This is a genomic window from Roseibium sp. FZY0029, assembly GCF_036350355.1.
In the GTDB taxonomy this organism is placed as follows: Bacteria; Pseudomonadota; Alphaproteobacteria; order Rhizobiales; family Stappiaceae; genus Roseibium.
The window spans coordinates 15,897-31,152 of record NZ_JAZDVZ010000005.1 but is presented as its reverse complement, the minus strand read 5'-3'; the positions used below and the strand labels follow the sequence as shown (position 1 = coordinate 31,152).

Here is a 15,256-nt window from a genome sequence, read left to right as displayed (position 1 = left end):
CAGGCTTCCGGCCAAGGTCAAGATTGTGGCAGAAAACGGCGGTGGATTGTCGCCCGTCCCGGGCAGCTTCAGCTTGCGCCGCTAACCAGAACGGGGTTCTCTTTGCGCATGGAAGTATTTGTAACGGGTGGAACCGGCGAGATCGGTTCTGCTGTGGTAAAGCGGCTGGTTCAGGACGGTGCCAGGGTAATCGGTCTGGCCCGCTCAGACGCGTCTTCAGCCAAGCTCCGGGCGTCTGGCGCAAGCGCCTATCCCGGTGATCTGCGCGCGCCGGAAAGCTGGGTATCCAGGGCAGCTTCGTGCGATGCCGTCATCCATCTTGGCGCGACCTTCTCGGAAGATATGGGGCGGGTCGACCGGCAGAGCATGCTCGCTCTGAAGCAAGCCGCTAAACACCGCAAGCAGCCGCTCAAGATCATCTATACAGGCGGCATCTGGCTTTTTCCCGCAACGGTGGGAAGCCAGCTACTGAGCGAGAAAACCCAGTTCGCTCCCCTGCCTGCGTTTCGATTCATGACCGAGACGATCAGAACCCTGTCGCACGGCACGGATCTCAATCTCACGGTCATTCACCCGGCGCTCGCCTGCAGCCAGACAACCGGGCCGATTGCCTTGATGACAGACGCGCTCAAGGAAGGCCGGCCCTTTGAAACCCGTGCGACCGCCCAGACAAAGTGGCCGCTGGTGGAAATCAACGATCTTGCAGCGCTCTACACGCTCGCACTCAAGAATGCCCGGTTCCGGATGTCCCTGATAGCAAGCTGCATTGAAGGTATTTCCGTCGGTCACCTGGCGTCGCATATTTCGGCCCGCCATGGGCTGCCGCTTGAGATCGAGACGGTTCCCGCGCCTGAGGCTGCCGAACCGCTTACCGACTGGGCTGCCGGCTATGCCTTGTCGCAATCCGTTGACGTCAGCCATGCCCAAAGAGCAACTGGCTGGCAGCCGGAGCATTCTACAATAGAAGATCTGGTGGTATCCCTGTCAAAATAGACGATAACCTTGAGTTTTCGCAGAAAAACACAGCGACTCCGGTATCGGGCAAAGACTTTCTAAAGTTTTGAAGATGTATGGTCGGGCCAAATTCCAAAACAGGGTCCGGGCGTGTTTCGTACACTCATTTCATTGCTGCTCTTTATCGCTTCCGTCGTGCCACTGCAGGCGGAAGTCGCCGTTCCCGTTGGCATCTTCAAGGTGGTCAATACGGAAGGCTTTGTTCAGAGCAACGGTGAGCGTGTTGCACTTGAAACGGACATGAGCGAAGGCACCGCACTGATTGAAAGAGACGCCGCGAACCGCCTGAAGGTCGAGATCAACGGCGCGCTGCTCACTCTGTTTCCTCTGGACCGTGGCCTTGCCGCGCTCACCTGGGATGCCAACGGCACGGCCCTGCTCCACGACATCGACGTCCGTGCGCTTTTCGGAAAAGACGATCCGGCAGATGTTCCCGCCTGGGGCGCGGAGCTTGACTGGCCCGGGTCCGGGCTAGTCCAACTCGTGCTCCTGCCTCTGGGTGACCGCGCCTACACGGCGTTTCTCATCAGCCATCCCAATGACAAGACAGTGGTGCGGCAAATGGAATTCAGGCAGTTCTACGGACCTTCGGACAGGCCTGAAATTTCGTTTTCATCCAGCCTGACCCAACCTGATTAACACCGGACAAGAGCTTTTGAAGGCCTGTCTGGAAGGTTGCTGCAGAGCAATAAATCGGCCTTCAAAACGACAAAAGGCGCAGCCTCACGCTGCGCCTTTGTTTTCCTTGCGTCCCGCTGGCTTATTTGGCGGCGGCGACGGCTTGTTGTGCACTTTCAACATCGTTGAACAGAAGAACCATCGTCAATGCCAGGCCCACTGCAGCGACAGTCCAGAGAGTGACGCTCCAACAAGATTTCTGCACGTTTTCGTCCATAAAAACCCTACATATTGTTGTGTGGCACCAGGTCCCACCGACCTTTAAATATGGCGCCATTGAGGCGACGAGGTAAACGATCCTTTACCATTTCGCAAGCGCAAAAAGAGAGCAGCTGATCCCGCATTTTTGCAGACCTCTTCCCGCTGCTGGAATTTCAGCCACTTAGCGCCCACAAGTCCGTCTGTCAGGGACACGGAAAAGTCTGGTAAGACAGGTGACGGTCGGATTCGACCGCAAGAGAATCAGAAGGGATCACGATGCACGCGCTCTCGACTCTGGACCTGGCAGCCGCGGCCTGGTTTCTTTTCGCCTGGCTCGGTTTTAACGTTCTGATCGATCTCAGTCCGCTGCGAAAAAAGACCTTGTCCAGCGCGATGGAAACCTACCGGCGCAATTGGATGCATGTCATGAGCCTGCGCGAGGTTCGCATCATGGACACCTCGATCATGTCCGGTCTGCAGCAGGGCACAGCCTTCTTCGCATCCACGTCGCTTCTGGCGATTGGAGGTGGCTTTGCGCTTCTGGATGCAACGGAACGCATTGTGCAGGTTGCCGGAGACCTCTCCATTCCCGTAGCGGACAACAGGGCACTGTGGGAGATCAAGGTGCTCGCCCTGATGCTGATCTTTGCCTACGGCTTCTTCAAGTTCGGCTGGGCGTACCGGCTGTTCAATTATGCCAGCATCATCATGGGAGCGGTCCCGCACAGGGGACAAGCGCCCGATGAGGTGATCACCAAGATGGCGGCACAGGCCGGGGAATTGGGCGTTCTCGCCGGCCGCCACTTCAATCGCGGCCAGCGCGCCCTGTTTTTTTCAATCGGCTTCCTGGGCTGGTTCGCAGGGCCCTATGTGTTTGCGGCAACAACCCTTGCCGTTCTCCTGGTCCTGCTCCGGCGTCAGTTTGTTTCCAAAGCCAGGGATGCCGTGCTTTTGGGGCAATATCCCGACTTGGGATCGGCCGACAGATCGGGCGAATACACTGAAACAGGTTCATCGAACCCCTTCACCTGATAGCGTCCGAACAGGCCGGACCGGCAGCCCATGATATCGGCCAGGGCGTCAGAGACCAGAAGCTGGCGCTGTAGGTCCTTCGCAAGTTCCGCAATGCGGGCCGCAAGATTGACCACCGGACCAACGACAGTGAAGTCAAGGCGGGTTTCACTGCCCACGTTGCCATAGAACACATCGCCAGCGTGAAGGGCTATTCCGACGCTCAGGTCTGGTGTGACGGCACAGGTGCGGGAGCTGTTGATCGCCTCGATCCGCGTCAGCGTCTCACGTGCAGCCATCAGGGCACGCATGGAGGCGTCCCTGGCTTCCTCTTGGGTGTCGTAGGGAAAGATCGCCATCACTTCATCGCCGATGAACTTCAGCACTTCGCCGCCATGGGCTTCGACGGCTGCCGTCATCGCACCAAAGTACTTGTTGAGGAACAGGACGATCTTGTCTGCGGGAAGCGTATTGGACAGACGCGTGAAGCCGCGGATGTCGGCAAAGCTGACAACCGCCTTGATCCACTCGCCTTCGCCGCGCCGGGTGGTGCCGTCCAGAACCTTCAGTCCTGCCCGGGGGCCGACGTAAGTGTCCAGCACCGTTTCGGCTGTGCGGCGCAGCGTCTTCAGTTCGCACACCAGGGCAAGCGGTTGGATGAGCGATTCAAACACGCCAATGTGAGAGCCTGTAAAACCGCCCGGCGACTTCGTAGCGAAACTGGCAACCTTCACCGTGCCGTCCGAGAAGCGCATGGGCAGAGCGATGTAGTCGGTAAAGCCGTCCCGGGCCAGCTCGGCGGTAATCGGAAATTCGTCGGCAGCGCCCGGCGTCTTGCCGATCTCGACACGAACCGGGGTCTCATCTTCATGCACACGTTTGATAGGGCTCTTCTGGTATTCATCCTGCGATGTGTTGTCCGCAGTATGGAGGCGCAACTCCGGCGCCTTACCGTTGACCCAGATCGAGCTTTCCGCACGCACGTTCGGGTGCACCACCCAGATGCCGGTGGTGACACGGTCGACCGGAACTTTTCCGGCCCGCAAACGTTTCGCCATCTCAGTGACGATTTCGAGTGTCCCCTTCAGTCGGGGCGCATCGCTATACAGCCATTGTACGACGTCTGCCGCAACGATCGGCGCTTCGAGGACCATCAGCCCACGTCCTTTCGAATCCCTGAATGAGCCCATTATATGGGAACAGGCTCTTTGCAGTAAAAGAGGTTTGATTTCAAAAGTCGGCGTCTGCCGAACGTGTTTTGCACGCTTAAGGACCAGGGAAGAATGCCGTGCTCCGTCCAAGCAGTTTGTAGACCGCAAGGCCTACCCACTCACGGAAGGCAATATCGAAGCGTCTGAGGCCCTTGGAGGCACCGTCAAAGCCCAGCATCCTGTCCTGAGGTCCCCGTGTGCGGAAATCCACCGGATAGGCTGTCACGCCTGTCCAGCCGGCCTTTTCGAACACTCCCATCGAACGCGGCATATGGTAGGCTGACGTGACGAGCAGCCAGCGCTGGCCGGGCTGCGGCTGAACGATCCTTTTGGCGTAGACCGCATTCTGCCATGTGTTCTGGGATTGATCTTCAAGAATGATGCGATCAGGCGAAATGCCGAAGTCCCGAAACAGTCTCGCAGCTCCTTCCGCCTCGGTTGCCTGAGACGACACAATCATGCCCTGCCCGCCGGTATGGATGATCTTCGCTTCCGGCAGCGCCTTTGCAAGACGTGCGGTAATGGTGACCCGTTCCGCGGACATGGTCAGCGCCGTATCGCCCCGCACACCGGTGACGACCGTGTCCACGGCGCCGCCCAAAATGATGATGCCGTCATAGTTTTCCAGCGTGGCAGGACGCTGATAGCGGTCCTCAAGTGGCACGATCAGCCAATTTGCCGCTGGTGAGAAAGCACAAACAATCAGTCCGGCAAACCCGGCGAAGGTCAAGAGCCGGCCATACCGGCGCCATCTGGCCGAAAGGCTCAGCAACAGGCCGGCAGCCAACAAAACAATGAGAAAGTTCGACGGCAGGATGAGAAAACCGCCGATCTTCGAGAGGAAAACATACATATGAGATTATCCGAGTCGTTTCGGCCCAGCCCGTGACAAGCAATACATCCGTTCCGCCCGTGACGGCCATGCCTTTTGCGTCTCCCTGATTGATCAATCCCATCAAGCAGGCAAACGATCCGCATACTCATCGCCGTTTTGCAGAAATCCTCAACCACTTAGCTGGAAAACGAATCCTTTGTTTTCTGCCCTAAGATCTCTTTTTCGGCCGTGATCAAATCTGGAATTTGCTCAGATCCGGTGTGACGCAGATCGTGGCGCGTAACTATAGCTCTCCACTGGAATCAGGGTCTAAGTGCCCTGGATGATGCCCCAACGTCACTTGACCGTGACAAGATAAGCCGGCTTCGCTTGCGGCCAGTTGCGGGCCTTTTTCGGCCCTTTCTGGCCCTTTGCGCGGCCAAAAGAGTGAATTTGCGGCTGACCTTGGCCATCTGCAGGCACTGGTGATTTTAACAAAGGCATTATCCGTGATCAGAGTCACAGGGCTGGCACGCCTTTCGAGTCATCTTGTTTCCATCGTATTGAAGGCTCAATCGAGGGTAACCAGATGACACTCTATATGAAACTCGGTGGTCGCGAAGCGATCATGCAGGCAATGCCACACCTGAAGGCCAGGCTGGAACAGGATCCCTGTTTCGACGTGTCCAGCTTTCTGCCGGAATTCGAACACTCGGACGATCTGACAGAGTTCCTGATCTTTCTCTCAGGCGGAGCTCCGATTTACGACGGAAAGCCTGTCAGCGATCTGCTGGCGCCGATCTGTACCTGCAACAACATCTATGAACGGTTTGTCGATCACCTGGTCGCGGTCATCTTCAACGGCGTTCGGGCTCCCGGTGACGAAGCAGACCTGCGGGACCTAATGGACCGGCTTCGCCCGCATGTGATCGGCCGCAAACCGGTCGCCCGCGCAAGAGACTATTCCATTCAACCCGAAGCGGTTTGCATGTGACCGCACTCAGAAAAAAAACGCCGGCGAAGCCGGCGTTTCTGTATTTCGTGAAGATCGTTGGTGATCAGCCCAGTTCGTCAACAGTGGTGACGATCTTGCCGACCAGGCCATAGTCGATCCCTTCTTCCGGGCTCATCCAGTAGTCGCGGTCGGTGTCTTTTTCGATCCGCGCAATCGGCTGACCGGTTGCATCCGCGAAAATCTTGTTCAGACGATCGCGCATCTTGATGATTTCCTTGGCCTGGATTTCGATATCCGTAGCCATGCCGCCGGCGCCGCCGGACGGTTGGTGAAGCAGGAAGCGCGTGTTCGGCGTGCAGAAACGCTTGTCCTTGGGAACCGACACGTAAATCAAGGCTCCAGCGCTGGCGACCCAGCCCATGCCGAGGATGCGGACCTCAGGAGCGATGAATTTGATTGTGTCGTGAATCATGTCGCCGGATTCGACATGACCGCCCGGGGACGAAACGATGACCGTGATCGGGTCATTGGAAACCTGCGCCAGCGCCAGAAGCCGGGCGCAAACGTCGCGGGCCATCTCCTGTGTCACCGGACCGGTGATCAGAACCGTACGCGCTTCGAACAGATGCTTGTCGACCTGGATCGACGGCTGGCTCTTGGGCTTGTCCTCGTCTTCATCGTCGAGGCGTGCAGGCACCGTGGTCGAATAGTTTTTCATGCGCAGGATTAAGCTCCCTTTGCTGTTGGGCCGGCCGGGCCGGCATTTTCGATGGGCTGACGGAAGGTTCCACCGCCCTGCGTTGGTCCATGTGTAAGCGAAGTCAGTTGCACTCGCAAATCATCAGACCCTGATTAGCGTGAAAACAGTTATCAGATCGGCAACAGGCAAGGCCACATGTCCTCAATCGCCTGTTCCCGTCGTCCTGCCGAGCCGTTTTTGCTGGCGGCCAACGAGCAGGTGCCAGAACAGCATGGCCGCAAATGGCAGCGAAGGCCAGACAAACCATAAAGTGGACAATCCGGAGGTCAGGACATTGAGCAGGAAAAAGAGGCCGATCATGAAAACACAGCCTCGGACCCGTTTCGGCTGAGCCCTCAGCCAGCGGCGGGCCTGTTCGAAACCCGTGGCGACTGCCTGGGTATCCCGTTCCCATTCCGGCCTTGGAATACCCTCCTGGCGCGGCGCGCCTTTGTTCTGCGCCCCTTGCCTGGCCTTGGTGTCTGCAGGCGAATTTCGACCACCGATACGCACCGAGTAGGTCTCGACGGGCTCTGTGACATTCTTGACGTGCTGGGGGCCAAGCGGATCGAAGCCCAGCGCCATTTTTGATTTTACCTGGTCATAGACCGACTGAGACAACATGATGCCGCCTCGCGGTGCAATTTCCTGCAATCGGGCGGCTACATTCACGCCGTCGCCGTAGATGTCCTCGCCTTCGACCATGATGTCGCCGAGGTTGATGCCTATGCGAAACTCCATACGGTTCAGGTCCGGCAGGTCAGCGTTGCGAACCGAAAGCTCGTTCTGGATGTCAACGGCACATTGAACGGCTTCCATGACGGATGCGAACTCGATGATGACGGCGTCACCCCAGGTGTTCACGATGCGTCCGTTATGACGCTCTGTCAGCGCCGACATCACCAATCGGTAGGCTTTCAGCCGGTCCAGAGTTCCGTCTTCATCCCGCTCCATGAGCTTGGAATATTGTGCAACGTCCGCGCACATAACTGCCGCCAGACGCCGCTTGACCCGTTGCATGCTTTTACCCCGCTTGCTCCCGCTTAGGAATGGGAAGGCGCACCGGAAATTGCAAGGGAGAATCCACCGAATTCACCGTTGTGACGCAAGTTCGGCACACCTGGAAAAACTGCGGTCAAGTGTCTCCGGCAAGTTTTCGCAGCGCCGCCAGTGCATCCTCGGCGCGTTCCTCGGGCACAAAAACATGATCGTGAAAAAAGGCCGCAACCACATTTGCCGAAATTCCTTCGGCTGTCAGAGCCGCGGAAATAGATGCCGTCAAACCGACAGCCTCCAGCGAGGAATGCACTGTCAGCGTTATCCGCCGGAACCACTCGGCCTCTGCCAATCCCAGTTCACGCGCCCGCTCAACCGGGAGAACAGCCGTCAGCCCCTCGGTTTCCGCAAACAGGCCGATCGGGTCGTACTCTGCCAGATCCGTCATCGATTTCGATACGAATGTGCAGAACACATAAGGCTGCGGATCAAGCATCGGGCGCATCTGGGAGATCAGGGTGGCAAGGTCTGTTTCGCCGGTCATCAGGAAAATCCGTTCATAGTGTCTTGCGCATGAGTGGCCGCTTGGGGCTTCTGCGTGCGATTTCGACAAAGCCTGCACGGCGGAAGACGTCGGCGATGCCAACGAAGCCCTCGCCCCATTGAAGAGGCTTGTCCGTCTCCATGGGACAGGCATCCAGTTGTCGAGCCCCTTCCTCCCGCGCATGGGCAATGGCCGCGTCCAGCAGGAGGGACATCAAACCGGTACCGCGGTGCCCTTTCCGGATATAGAAACAGGTGACCGCGTGCGTTGTCTCTATCGCCTGCTCACTGTCTTCCGGCAGGGGCTGGCTGGTTTTTCCAAGTTGAAACCGCAGATACCGGCTGCGCGGACCGAGCGCGTTCCAGCCGACGGCAAGGTCGCCACGATACGCCAGAAGCCCGGGGGCTGGGCCAACGTCCACCTTGTGCTGAAAGGCGTCGCGCCGCTCTTCACGGGTCATCGCGTTCCAGTCCTTGCCCCGCAAGAAAGGCCACATGCACCAGCAACCGCCGGACGCACCTCGTTCCGGCCCGAAAAGGTCCACCAGATCGGCCCAGCGCTCAGGTGTCGCAAGTTGAATGTCGACGGGATCGTTATGGCTCATATCCACTCCCTTCGATTGCTACGTTGCACGGAAAGAACAAAGACGGCAATCCCGGCGAAAGTGTCTGTTCCACAAAAGCAAAACGCCGCGGATCAGGCGGCGTTTCGCATTTGTCTCTTCACATGTGCAGTGCGAGCCGAACCAGACAAAAGTTTCCGCGAAGGCTGTTGGTCAGGCGGCGGCTTCCAAGCCGGCAATGTCGATCTTCTTCATCTTCATCAAAGCCGCGCTCACGCGTCCGGCGCTTTCCGGATTGCTGCCATGCATCAGCCGGGGCAATGCCTTGGGAACAATCTGCCAATAAACGCCGTAACGGTCTTTCAGCCAGCCGCACTGGCCCTCTTCCCCGCCATCGGCAAGAAGCGCTTGCCATAACTGATCCGTTTCCGCCTGATCTTCCGTCAGTATGGAAATCGACGTCAGATAGCTTGGCTGCATATCCGGGTTGCCGTTCAATATCATGAAGGGCGCCCCTGCCAGGGTGAACTCGGCAACCAGCACTGGCCCGTTTGGATCCGGGCGGAAGACTGACTCAATCTCGCTGTTCGGCAATAGGGACGTGTAGAAGCCGGCAGCTTCTTCTCCCTTTTCACGAAAGAACAGACAGGTGCGCACCTTGGCGGCAAACGCCGGTTCACTTTGCAGCCCCTCGACAGCAATCGACCTGGCAAGCGCATCGAGTTGGGCGGAGGCTGCTTTCCAGCCCTCCTCAAAGCCCATCTCAAGATGCTTGTTCCTGTCTGCTTCGGTGGCGTGTCGCGCCCCCCATGTCAGGCGCGTGCCGATACCCGGAACATCGTCAAGCTGGACGTAACCTGTCATGAACGACGTCTCCCGCGGCACATAGCCCTCGGAGAAGGAATCCGTGAACATCAGCCTCTCACCATCGATGACTTCCAGGAACATGCCCACGTTCTCGAACTGCTCACCTTCCGGCCCGGCCATCACGGTGTTGAAACGCCCACCTGGTCGAACGTTCATTTCAGCCTTCTGCACATACCAGGGTTTCGGACAAAACCACTGCTTCAGCAATTCCGGATTGGTCCAGCATTGCCAAACGGCCTCGCGCGGTGCGGCAATGACCCGGCTGAGTTCCAGTGTCAGATCTTCCTTGCGAATTTCGACTTCACTCATTGCACTCTCCCCTCTCACGACCGCCCGAACAGCAGTTCGACGTAACGTTTCAGATGCTCGATGCTCTCTGTCGCTATTGATGGCGCATTGCCTGCCTTTGCCAGCACGAAAGCCCCCTGAATGACGGCCTGCGTGTGAAGCGCCAGACTTTCTGCTCCTCCAGGAACCTCAATACCCCTGGCCTCGGCCGCTTCTGCGATATCGGAAACCAGCGTTGCCGCGTGCCCGGTGATGCTTCGGTTGCAAGCATCGCGGATGGCAGGGTTCGTGTCATAGACCTCCTGCACCATGGTCCCGACCAGACAGGTGAACTCCGGCACATCGCCCTGTACCAAGGCCTTGCGGAAATCGAGATAGCCAATCACCCGGTCAAGCGGGTCTTCCGGATCGTGATACGCCGCCTGTGCGAAAAGCGCTCCGGTGGTTTCAGACCAGTAGTCCGCAGCCGCCACCGCCAGATCGTCTTTGGATCGAAAGTGATGGAAGAAGGCTCCCTTGGTCACGCCCGCTTCACGGCACAGATCATCCACGGTGGTGGCCGAATAGCCCTTCATCCGGATCACACGCAAAGCAGAATCCAGCAGCTTTATCCGCGCATCCGGCCGTTTTGTCTTTTGAGATTTCTCTACCATGCTCAACACATACCAACCGGTTGGTATGTTGTCAATCTACTTGGATGCGGACGCACGGCAACTGCCCTGCCGCCAATGGAAGGACTTGGAGTGAAGGCCTTATGATTGATGCAGAATTTCAGGAAATGAGAGACTGGTAAAAATCGAAGGGGAGCCCCGCCAACACTCTGTGCGGGCTGACCAAATCCGACCGCTACCCGCAATGTTCCCATCATCGCGGGTTACCCGCACCTACCAGGCGATGGGCCTGCCGAACTGATCGAAAAACCCTCCGGACTGAGCGGGCGTGAGGCTGGTCATAAGGTCCACAAGACGCTCTGCCGCGACCGCCGGTTCCTGTACGTCTAGCCCGGTTTTTGCAAAATTCTCGGTCAGGGAGGTTCTCACCGTGCCCGGATGAAGCGCGACGCAGATTGCCTCGGGATTCTTGCGTGCCAGCTCAATCGATGCAGTACGAACCAATTGATTGAGCGCGGCCTTCGAGGCCCGGTAGCTATACCATCCGCCAAGGCCATTATCGCCGATTGAACCGACCCTGGCCGAAAGGGTCGCAAAAACACTCCGTCCCTCTCTCGGAAACAGCGGCAAGAAGTGTTTCATCAACAGTGCCGGGCCAATGGCATTGATTGCAAACGACCGGGCAAGGACTTCAGGATCAAGTTCCCCCAGGCTCTTTTCGGGACGCGCGGACCCCAGAGTGAGTGCACCGGTCGCGTCGAAGAGCAAACGCACTTCATCGCCAGCCTGCCGAACCTCTTCGGCACAGGCTTGGATCTTGTGGTCTTCGATCAGATCGAGGGGTGGTGAAGACTTGCGATGAAGCCCGATGACCGCGTCATAGCCACCGGCGCTTTCGAGATGCGACCTCACGGCAGAGCCAATTCCGCCGCTGGCACCGAAGATCACCGCTACTGTCGTCATTCACTGCCTCTCTTTCGTGATGACAGCGATACGCAGAAAAAGCCGGATCGGTTCGGTAACGGGATCGGCCCTAGGTTCAGCCGACCGTCGCCTCCCAGGGGCCTTCGACAAAAGCGGCTTCCTCATCACCAGGCCAGGGAGGCATGGAGATACAAATGAACTGGAGCACGCTTTCACCGGTGTTCCGGTACTGGAAGGCCGTTCCGGCCGGGATATCAATGGAGACACCGGCCTCAAGGTCGACAACAGCCTGGCTGGCATCGTCAGCCCTCCAGATTTGGCCTCTGCCGGCAAGCACGTGCCAGAATTCATGCACGGTCTTGTGCCGTGTCGCGCGGTTCGTCTGGCCGACAGGAACAGTCGAATGGATCATGTTTCCTGTCGGGCCATCCATGATGAAACGGATATCGGCCCCTGCTGGAGACTTTGCATCAGGTTTGTCCGGAAGCCGTGTCTGTTTCATGCCGGTCTCTCTGCTTAGGTTTACGCCGTCTTGTTGAAGATCTCCCGGCCAATCAGCATCCGCCGGATTTCCGACGTACCTGCGCCGATCTCGTAAAGCTTTGCGTCGCGCAGCAAACGGCCGGTCGGATATTCGTTGATGTAACCGTTGCCGCCAAGCAGCTGGATTGCATCAAGTGCCAGCCTGGTTGCGTTCTCGGCCGCATAGAGGATCGCACCAGCCGCATCTTCACGGGTCGTCTCGCCTCTGTCACAAGCCTTGGCAACTGCATAGACATAGGACTTGGTGGCATTCATGCTCACATACATGTCGGCCACCTTACCCTGCACAAGCTGGAACGTGCCGATGGGCTGACCGAACTGCTCGCGTTCGTGCACATAGGGGATGACCACATCCATGGCTGCCTGCATGATGCCGACAGCCCCCGCCGCCAGAACGGCACGCTCGTAGTCGAGACCCGACATCAGAACGTTGACGCCCTTGCCAACCTGACCAAGGACGTTTTCTTCCGGAACTTCGCAATCCTGGAACACCAGTTCGCCGGTCTCGGACCCGCGCATGCCGAGCTTGTCCAGTTTCTGAGCGACGGAAAAACCGGGGAAGCTCTTTTCGACCAGAAAGGCCGTGATACCCTTCGGCCCGGCCTCCGGATCGGTCTTGGCGTAGATGATCATCGTATCGGCAGACGGGCCGTTGGTGATCCACATCTTGGATCCGTTGAGGACGTAACGATCGCCCTTCTTTTCCGCCCGCAGCTTCATGGAAACGACGTCAGACCCGGCCCCCGGTTCCGACATGGCCAATGCGCCCAGGTGTTCACCGGTCACCAGCTTGTTCAGATAGCGCTTCTTCTGGTCGTCACTTCCCCAGCGGCGCAACTGGTTGACGCACAGGTTGGAATGGGCCCCATAGCTGAGGCCGATTGAGGCGGACGCCCGGCTGACTTCTTCCATGGCAATGCAGTGCTCCAGATACCCGAGCCCCGAACCGCCCCATTCTTCCTCCACCGTGATCCCGTGAAGACCGAGCTCTCCCATTTCAGGCCAGAGCTCACGCGGGAACCAGTCTTCCCGGTCGATCTTTTCCGCCAAAGGCGCGATCCGGTCCTGACTGTAGGAGCGGACGGTGTCGCGCAGCATGTCGGCGGTTTCGCCGAGATCGAAATTGAAACCCGGAAAATCGTTACGGATCATGTTGATTACCTCCCAGAGTTCTTATGGCCTGTCGTATCGGACAAAATCGCTCAACACGCCGATGCGGTCGTAAAGCTGCCGGGCGCGCGTATTGTGATCATGGGTGTGCCAGTAGACCTTGCCGCTGGCGGACGGCTCATCCGTTGCGGCCTGATAGACTGCCTCGATCAACTTGCGGCCAGCCCCTCCTCCGCGCAGGTTTTCGCTCACAAACAGATCTTCCAGATAGCAGGTCGACGACAGAGCCCAGGTGCTTTCGTGAAACAGGTAGTGAACCAGGCCGACAAGCTCATCACCCTGCACTGCTACGAAAGCCCGGTGGCCCGTATCGGAAAGAAGGCGTTCAAACAGCTTTTCTGTAACCTCCGGTGCCAGGTCCTGCTTGTAAAACAGAAGATAGGCGGCCCACAGTTTGAGCCAACCTTGCTTGTCCGACCGCTTGAGAGGCCGGGTGGTGATTTCCGTCATTCTTCAGTCCTTAACGCCTGCGACGCTCATGAGCGTGAACAGGCCTGTTGCGACATGCACCTGCGTGCCGTCGTCCAGTCCGTAAACATCTGCCTTGGCAATGGTCAGAGTGCGGCCAGGTTTGACCACACGTCCCCGAGCAAGAAGCACAGGCTGCTTTGCCGGGTTCAAAAGGTTGATCTTGTACTCGCTCGTCAGCACGCCGAAGCCGGCTGCAAACAGTGTCAAAGCCGCGTATCCCGCCGCACTGTCAGCAATGGAAGAGGTAGCACCCGCATGGAAAAAACCATGCTGCTGTGTCAGTTCGGGCCGCATCGTCAATTCCAGATCGATAGCGCCTGGCGAGACGTGAACCATCTGCGCGCCCAGATGGGTCATGAATTTCTGAGCGGCAAAACTCGCACGTACGCGTGTTTCCCAATTCTCGTCACGAGGAAACAGATCCATCAGCTTTTCTCCGATGCAGCATCTGCGCCGGACGTTTTGCCCGGACCTGTTTCGAGCACGGCCATGCGCGCCTTCGCGCCAGCCTCGACATCATCGAGCTCCACAAGCGTCAATTCGATATCGCGTTGTTTTTCGAGAAGTTCTGCCCGGCGGGCCGCAATCCTGTCCAGCAGCAGCCGCAACTGGCCAGCCTCGCCTGGCGCACTGCCGTACATCTCGATCATTTCCTTGATTTCGTTCAAGGAAAACCCAAGACGCTTGCCACGCAGGATCAGCTTGATGCGGGTCCGGTCGCCTGGCGTGTAAAGGCGTTGTCGGCCGCGGCGCGTCGGTGACACCAACCCCTGCGCTTCATAGAATCGCAGCGTTCTGGTCGTTATGTCGAACTCCTGCGTCAGCTGGGTAATGGTGAAATAACGCTGCATGCCCGCTCCTTGTTGGGGCGCACAGTTCCGCCTTTTTACGTTAAAGTCAACACGTCTATTTTAAAGCTTATATTTCATAAGCTTGTGCAATCAGGACTTCAGGTTATCCAGACTCTTGTCCGGATGGAGAACATTCAGGTCCACGTCCCCCGAAATGCCCTTGATCGCTCCCCTGTCGTGGTACTGCCAGAGCGTCCAGTCTGACACATAACTGGGCGAATGCCACACAGACCTAGTCCAGAGCCGGCGGTTCAGGCCCCTTCCCTTCAGATAGTCCTGATAGAAGTCCTCCGGCGCATAGAGAATGACCTGTTTGCCACGCCCCTGCTCGACCAGCTCCGCAAAGTCACTGATCTCCTGCAAAACTTCGTCAGCGGACGGACGTCGGGCACAGTTGCCGGTGTATTCCAGATCCACCACGGGGGCCAGCATGTCGCCGTCCTGAGGCAAGACGGACAGGAAGTTTTCAGCCTGCTCCCGTCCAGACTTGCACAGGCTGAAGAAATGATAGGCTCCCCGCGCCAGACCGGCGCCACCGGCCCCAGCCCAGTTGCGGGCGAAGGCACGGTCCTTGAAGTCTCCGCCTTCAGTCGCTTTCAAATAGACGAAGGCAACATCATCCGCGGCCACCTGCGCCCAATCGACATCTCCCTGATGGTGCGAAATATCGATGCCGCGGATCGTGTAGTGGTTCCGGTCAGGCTCCCAATTCATGAAGAAAAACGCCGCTCCGACAATCGAAATAACCCCGCCGACGGCAACGTAGAACAATGTCCGCAGGACCGCTTGCAAGAAATTCATTGCGC

19 protein-coding genes are annotated in these 15,256 nt (G+C 57.9%); 4 read left to right on the top strand and 15 right to left on the bottom strand.

Features of this window, described 5'->3' with window-relative positions; translation table 11 throughout:
• Positions 1–108 precede the first annotated feature (108 nt).
• The 3 genes from V1T76_RS15075 (at position 109) to V1T76_RS15065 (ending at position 2,925) form a co-directional block, all read left to right on the top strand.
• Positions 109–993: an SDR family oxidoreductase gene (locus V1T76_RS15075; RefSeq protein ID WP_330561499.1), complete on the top strand. Its 885-nt coding sequence runs from the start codon at positions 109–111 to the stop codon at positions 991–993.
• Between the two features lie 111 nt (positions 994–1,104).
• Positions 1,105–1,653, top strand: a complete 549-nt coding sequence (locus V1T76_RS15070; protein WP_330561498.1) for a hypothetical protein — start codon at positions 1,105–1,107, stop codon at positions 1,651–1,653.
• Between the two features lie 516 nt (positions 1,654–2,169).
• A complete protein-coding gene (locus tag V1T76_RS15065) occupies positions 2,170–2,925 on the top strand; it encodes a DUF599 domain-containing protein (protein ID WP_330561497.1) in 756 nt (251 codons plus the stop codon).
• Here V1T76_RS15065 and V1T76_RS15060 read toward each other — a convergent pair.
• Together V1T76_RS15060 and V1T76_RS15055 are read right to left on the bottom strand one after the other, a co-directional pair.
• A complete protein-coding gene (locus tag V1T76_RS15060) occupies positions 2,811–4,058 on the bottom strand; it encodes an adenylate/guanylate cyclase domain-containing protein (RefSeq protein ID WP_330561496.1) in 1,248 nt (415 codons plus the stop codon). The genes V1T76_RS15065 and V1T76_RS15060 overlap by 115 nt on opposite strands.
• Positions 4,059–4,170: 112 nt before the next feature.
• On the bottom strand, positions 4,171–4,968 hold the full coding sequence (locus V1T76_RS15055; protein WP_330561495.1) for a YdcF family protein: 798 nt from the start codon (positions 4,966–4,968) through the stop codon (positions 4,171–4,173).
• A 550-nt stretch (positions 4,969–5,518) separates the two neighbouring features.
• Here V1T76_RS15055 and V1T76_RS15050 point away from each other — a divergent pair.
• Positions 5,519–5,923, top strand: coding sequence for a Clp protease ClpP (locus tag V1T76_RS15050; protein WP_330561494.1), 405 nt, complete (start codon positions 5,519–5,521; stop codon positions 5,921–5,923).
• A gap of 64 nt (positions 5,924–5,987) precedes the next feature.
• On the opposite strand, the gene V1T76_RS15045 is transcribed toward V1T76_RS15050, so the two are convergent.
• The 13 genes from V1T76_RS15045 to V1T76_RS14985 form a co-directional block, all read right to left on the bottom strand.
• On the bottom strand, positions 5,988–6,602 hold the full coding sequence (locus V1T76_RS15045; protein WP_330561493.1) for an ATP-dependent Clp protease proteolytic subunit: 615 nt from the start codon (positions 6,600–6,602) through the stop codon (positions 5,988–5,990).
• A gap of 183 nt (positions 6,603–6,785) precedes the next feature.
• Positions 6,786–7,643, bottom strand: a complete 858-nt coding sequence (locus V1T76_RS15040; RefSeq protein WP_442970126.1) for an adenylate/guanylate cyclase domain-containing protein — start codon at positions 7,641–7,643, stop codon at positions 6,786–6,788.
• Positions 7,644–7,758: 115 nt separating this feature from the next.
• Positions 7,759–8,163, bottom strand: coding sequence for an ACT domain-containing protein (locus V1T76_RS15035; protein WP_330561491.1), 405 nt, complete (start codon positions 8,161–8,163; stop codon positions 7,759–7,761).
• 13 nt (positions 8,164–8,176) lie between these two features.
• Positions 8,177–8,767, bottom strand: a complete 591-nt coding sequence (locus tag V1T76_RS15030; RefSeq protein WP_330561490.1) for a GNAT family N-acetyltransferase — start codon at positions 8,765–8,767, stop codon at positions 8,177–8,179.
• A gap of 171 nt (positions 8,768–8,938) precedes the next feature.
• A complete protein-coding gene (locus tag V1T76_RS15025; protein WP_330561489.1) occupies positions 8,939–9,901 on the bottom strand; it encodes a VOC family protein in 963 nt (320 codons plus the stop codon).
• A 14-nt stretch (positions 9,902–9,915) separates the two neighbouring features.
• Entirely contained in the window at positions 9,916–10,533 is a 618-nt protein-coding gene (locus tag V1T76_RS15020; RefSeq protein ID WP_330561488.1) for a TetR/AcrR family transcriptional regulator, read from the bottom strand.
• A 231-nt stretch (positions 10,534–10,764) separates the two neighbouring features.
• Positions 10,765–11,454, bottom strand: a complete 690-nt coding sequence (locus tag V1T76_RS15015) for an SDR family NAD(P)-dependent oxidoreductase (RefSeq protein WP_330561487.1) — start codon at positions 11,452–11,454, stop codon at positions 10,765–10,767.
• A 76-nt stretch (positions 11,455–11,530) separates the two neighbouring features.
• Positions 11,531–11,917, bottom strand: coding sequence for a cupin domain-containing protein (locus V1T76_RS15010; protein ID WP_330561486.1), 387 nt, complete (start codon positions 11,915–11,917; stop codon positions 11,531–11,533).
• 20 nt (positions 11,918–11,937) lie between these two features.
• Positions 11,938–13,110: an isovaleryl-CoA dehydrogenase gene (locus V1T76_RS15005; protein ID WP_330561485.1), complete on the bottom strand. Its 1,173-nt coding sequence runs from the start codon at positions 13,108–13,110 to the stop codon at positions 11,938–11,940.
• 21 nt (positions 13,111–13,131) lie between these two features.
• Entirely contained in the window at positions 13,132–13,578 is a 447-nt protein-coding gene (locus V1T76_RS15000) for a GNAT family N-acetyltransferase (protein ID WP_330561484.1), read from the bottom strand.
• Between the two features lie 3 nt (positions 13,579–13,581).
• Complete coding sequence (locus V1T76_RS14995; protein WP_330561483.1) at positions 13,582–14,025, bottom strand: PaaI family thioesterase; 444 nt, start codon at positions 14,023–14,025, stop codon at positions 13,582–13,584.
• Complete coding sequence (locus V1T76_RS14990) at positions 14,025–14,450, bottom strand: MerR family transcriptional regulator (RefSeq protein ID WP_330561482.1); 426 nt, start codon at positions 14,448–14,450, stop codon at positions 14,025–14,027. The genes V1T76_RS14995 and V1T76_RS14990 overlap by 1 nt, the downstream gene beginning before the upstream one ends.
• 90 nt (positions 14,451–14,540) lie before the next feature.
• On the bottom strand, positions 14,541–15,251 hold the full coding sequence (locus tag V1T76_RS14985) for a glycoside hydrolase family 25 protein (protein ID WP_330561481.1): 711 nt from the start codon (positions 15,249–15,251) through the stop codon (positions 14,541–14,543).
• Positions 15,252–15,256 lie beyond the last annotated feature (5 nt).

What these genes read in the sequence shown, in the direction of transcription:
- V1T76_RS15075 (WP_330561499.1), top strand. Translation starts at nt 109, where the DNA reads ATGGAAGTATTTGTAACGGGTGGAACCGGCGAGATCGGTTCTGCTGTG.
- V1T76_RS15065 (WP_330561497.1), top strand. Translation starts at nt 2,170, where the DNA reads ATGCACGCGCTCTCGACTCTGGACCTGGCAGCCGCGGCCTGGTTTCTT.
- V1T76_RS15060 (WP_330561496.1), bottom strand. Translation starts at nt 4,058, where the DNA reads ATGGTCCTCGAAGCGCCGATCGTTGCGGCAGACGTCGTACAATGGCTG.
- V1T76_RS15055 (WP_330561495.1), bottom strand. Translation starts at nt 4,968, where the DNA reads ATGTATGTTTTCCTCTCGAAGATCGGCGGTTTTCTCATCCTGCCGTCG.
- V1T76_RS15050 (WP_330561494.1), top strand. Translation starts at nt 5,519, where the DNA reads ATGACACTCTATATGAAACTCGGTGGTCGCGAAGCGATCATGCAGGCA.
- V1T76_RS15045 (WP_330561493.1), bottom strand. Translation starts at nt 6,602, where the DNA reads ATGAAAAACTATTCGACCACGGTGCCTGCACGCCTCGACGATGAAGAC.
- V1T76_RS15040 (WP_442970126.1), bottom strand. Translation starts at nt 7,643, where the DNA reads ATGCAACGGGTCAAGCGGCGTCTGGCGGCAGTTATGTGCGCGGACGTT.
- V1T76_RS15035 (WP_330561491.1), bottom strand. Translation starts at nt 8,163, where the DNA reads ATGACCGGCGAAACAGACCTTGCCACCCTGATCTCCCAGATGCGCCCG.
- V1T76_RS15030 (WP_330561490.1), bottom strand. Translation starts at nt 8,767, where the DNA reads ATGAGCCATAACGATCCCGTCGACATTCAACTTGCGACACCTGAGCGC.
- V1T76_RS15025 (WP_330561489.1), bottom strand. Translation starts at nt 9,901, where the DNA reads ATGAGTGAAGTCGAAATTCGCAAGGAAGATCTGACACTGGAACTCAGC.
- V1T76_RS15020 (WP_330561488.1), bottom strand. Translation starts at nt 10,533, where the DNA reads ATGGTAGAGAAATCTCAAAAGACAAAACGGCCGGATGCGCGGATAAAG.
- V1T76_RS15015 (WP_330561487.1), bottom strand. Translation starts at nt 11,454, where the DNA reads ATGACGACAGTAGCGGTGATCTTCGGTGCCAGCGGCGGAATTGGCTCT.
- V1T76_RS15010 (WP_330561486.1), bottom strand. Translation starts at nt 11,917, where the DNA reads ATGAAACAGACACGGCTTCCGGACAAACCTGATGCAAAGTCTCCAGCA.
- V1T76_RS15005 (WP_330561485.1), bottom strand. Translation starts at nt 13,110, where the DNA reads ATGATCCGTAACGATTTTCCGGGTTTCAATTTCGATCTCGGCGAAACC.
- V1T76_RS15000 (WP_330561484.1), bottom strand. Translation starts at nt 13,578, where the DNA reads ATGACGGAAATCACCACCCGGCCTCTCAAGCGGTCGGACAAGCAAGGT.
- V1T76_RS14995 (WP_330561483.1), bottom strand. Translation starts at nt 14,025, where the DNA reads ATGGATCTGTTTCCTCGTGACGAGAATTGGGAAACACGCGTACGTGCG.
- V1T76_RS14990 (WP_330561482.1), bottom strand. Translation starts at nt 14,450, where the DNA reads ATGCAGCGTTATTTCACCATTACCCAGCTGACGCAGGAGTTCGACATA.
- V1T76_RS14985 (WP_330561481.1), bottom strand. Translation starts at nt 15,251, where the DNA reads ATGAATTTCTTGCAAGCGGTCCTGCGGACATTGTTCTACGTTGCCGTC.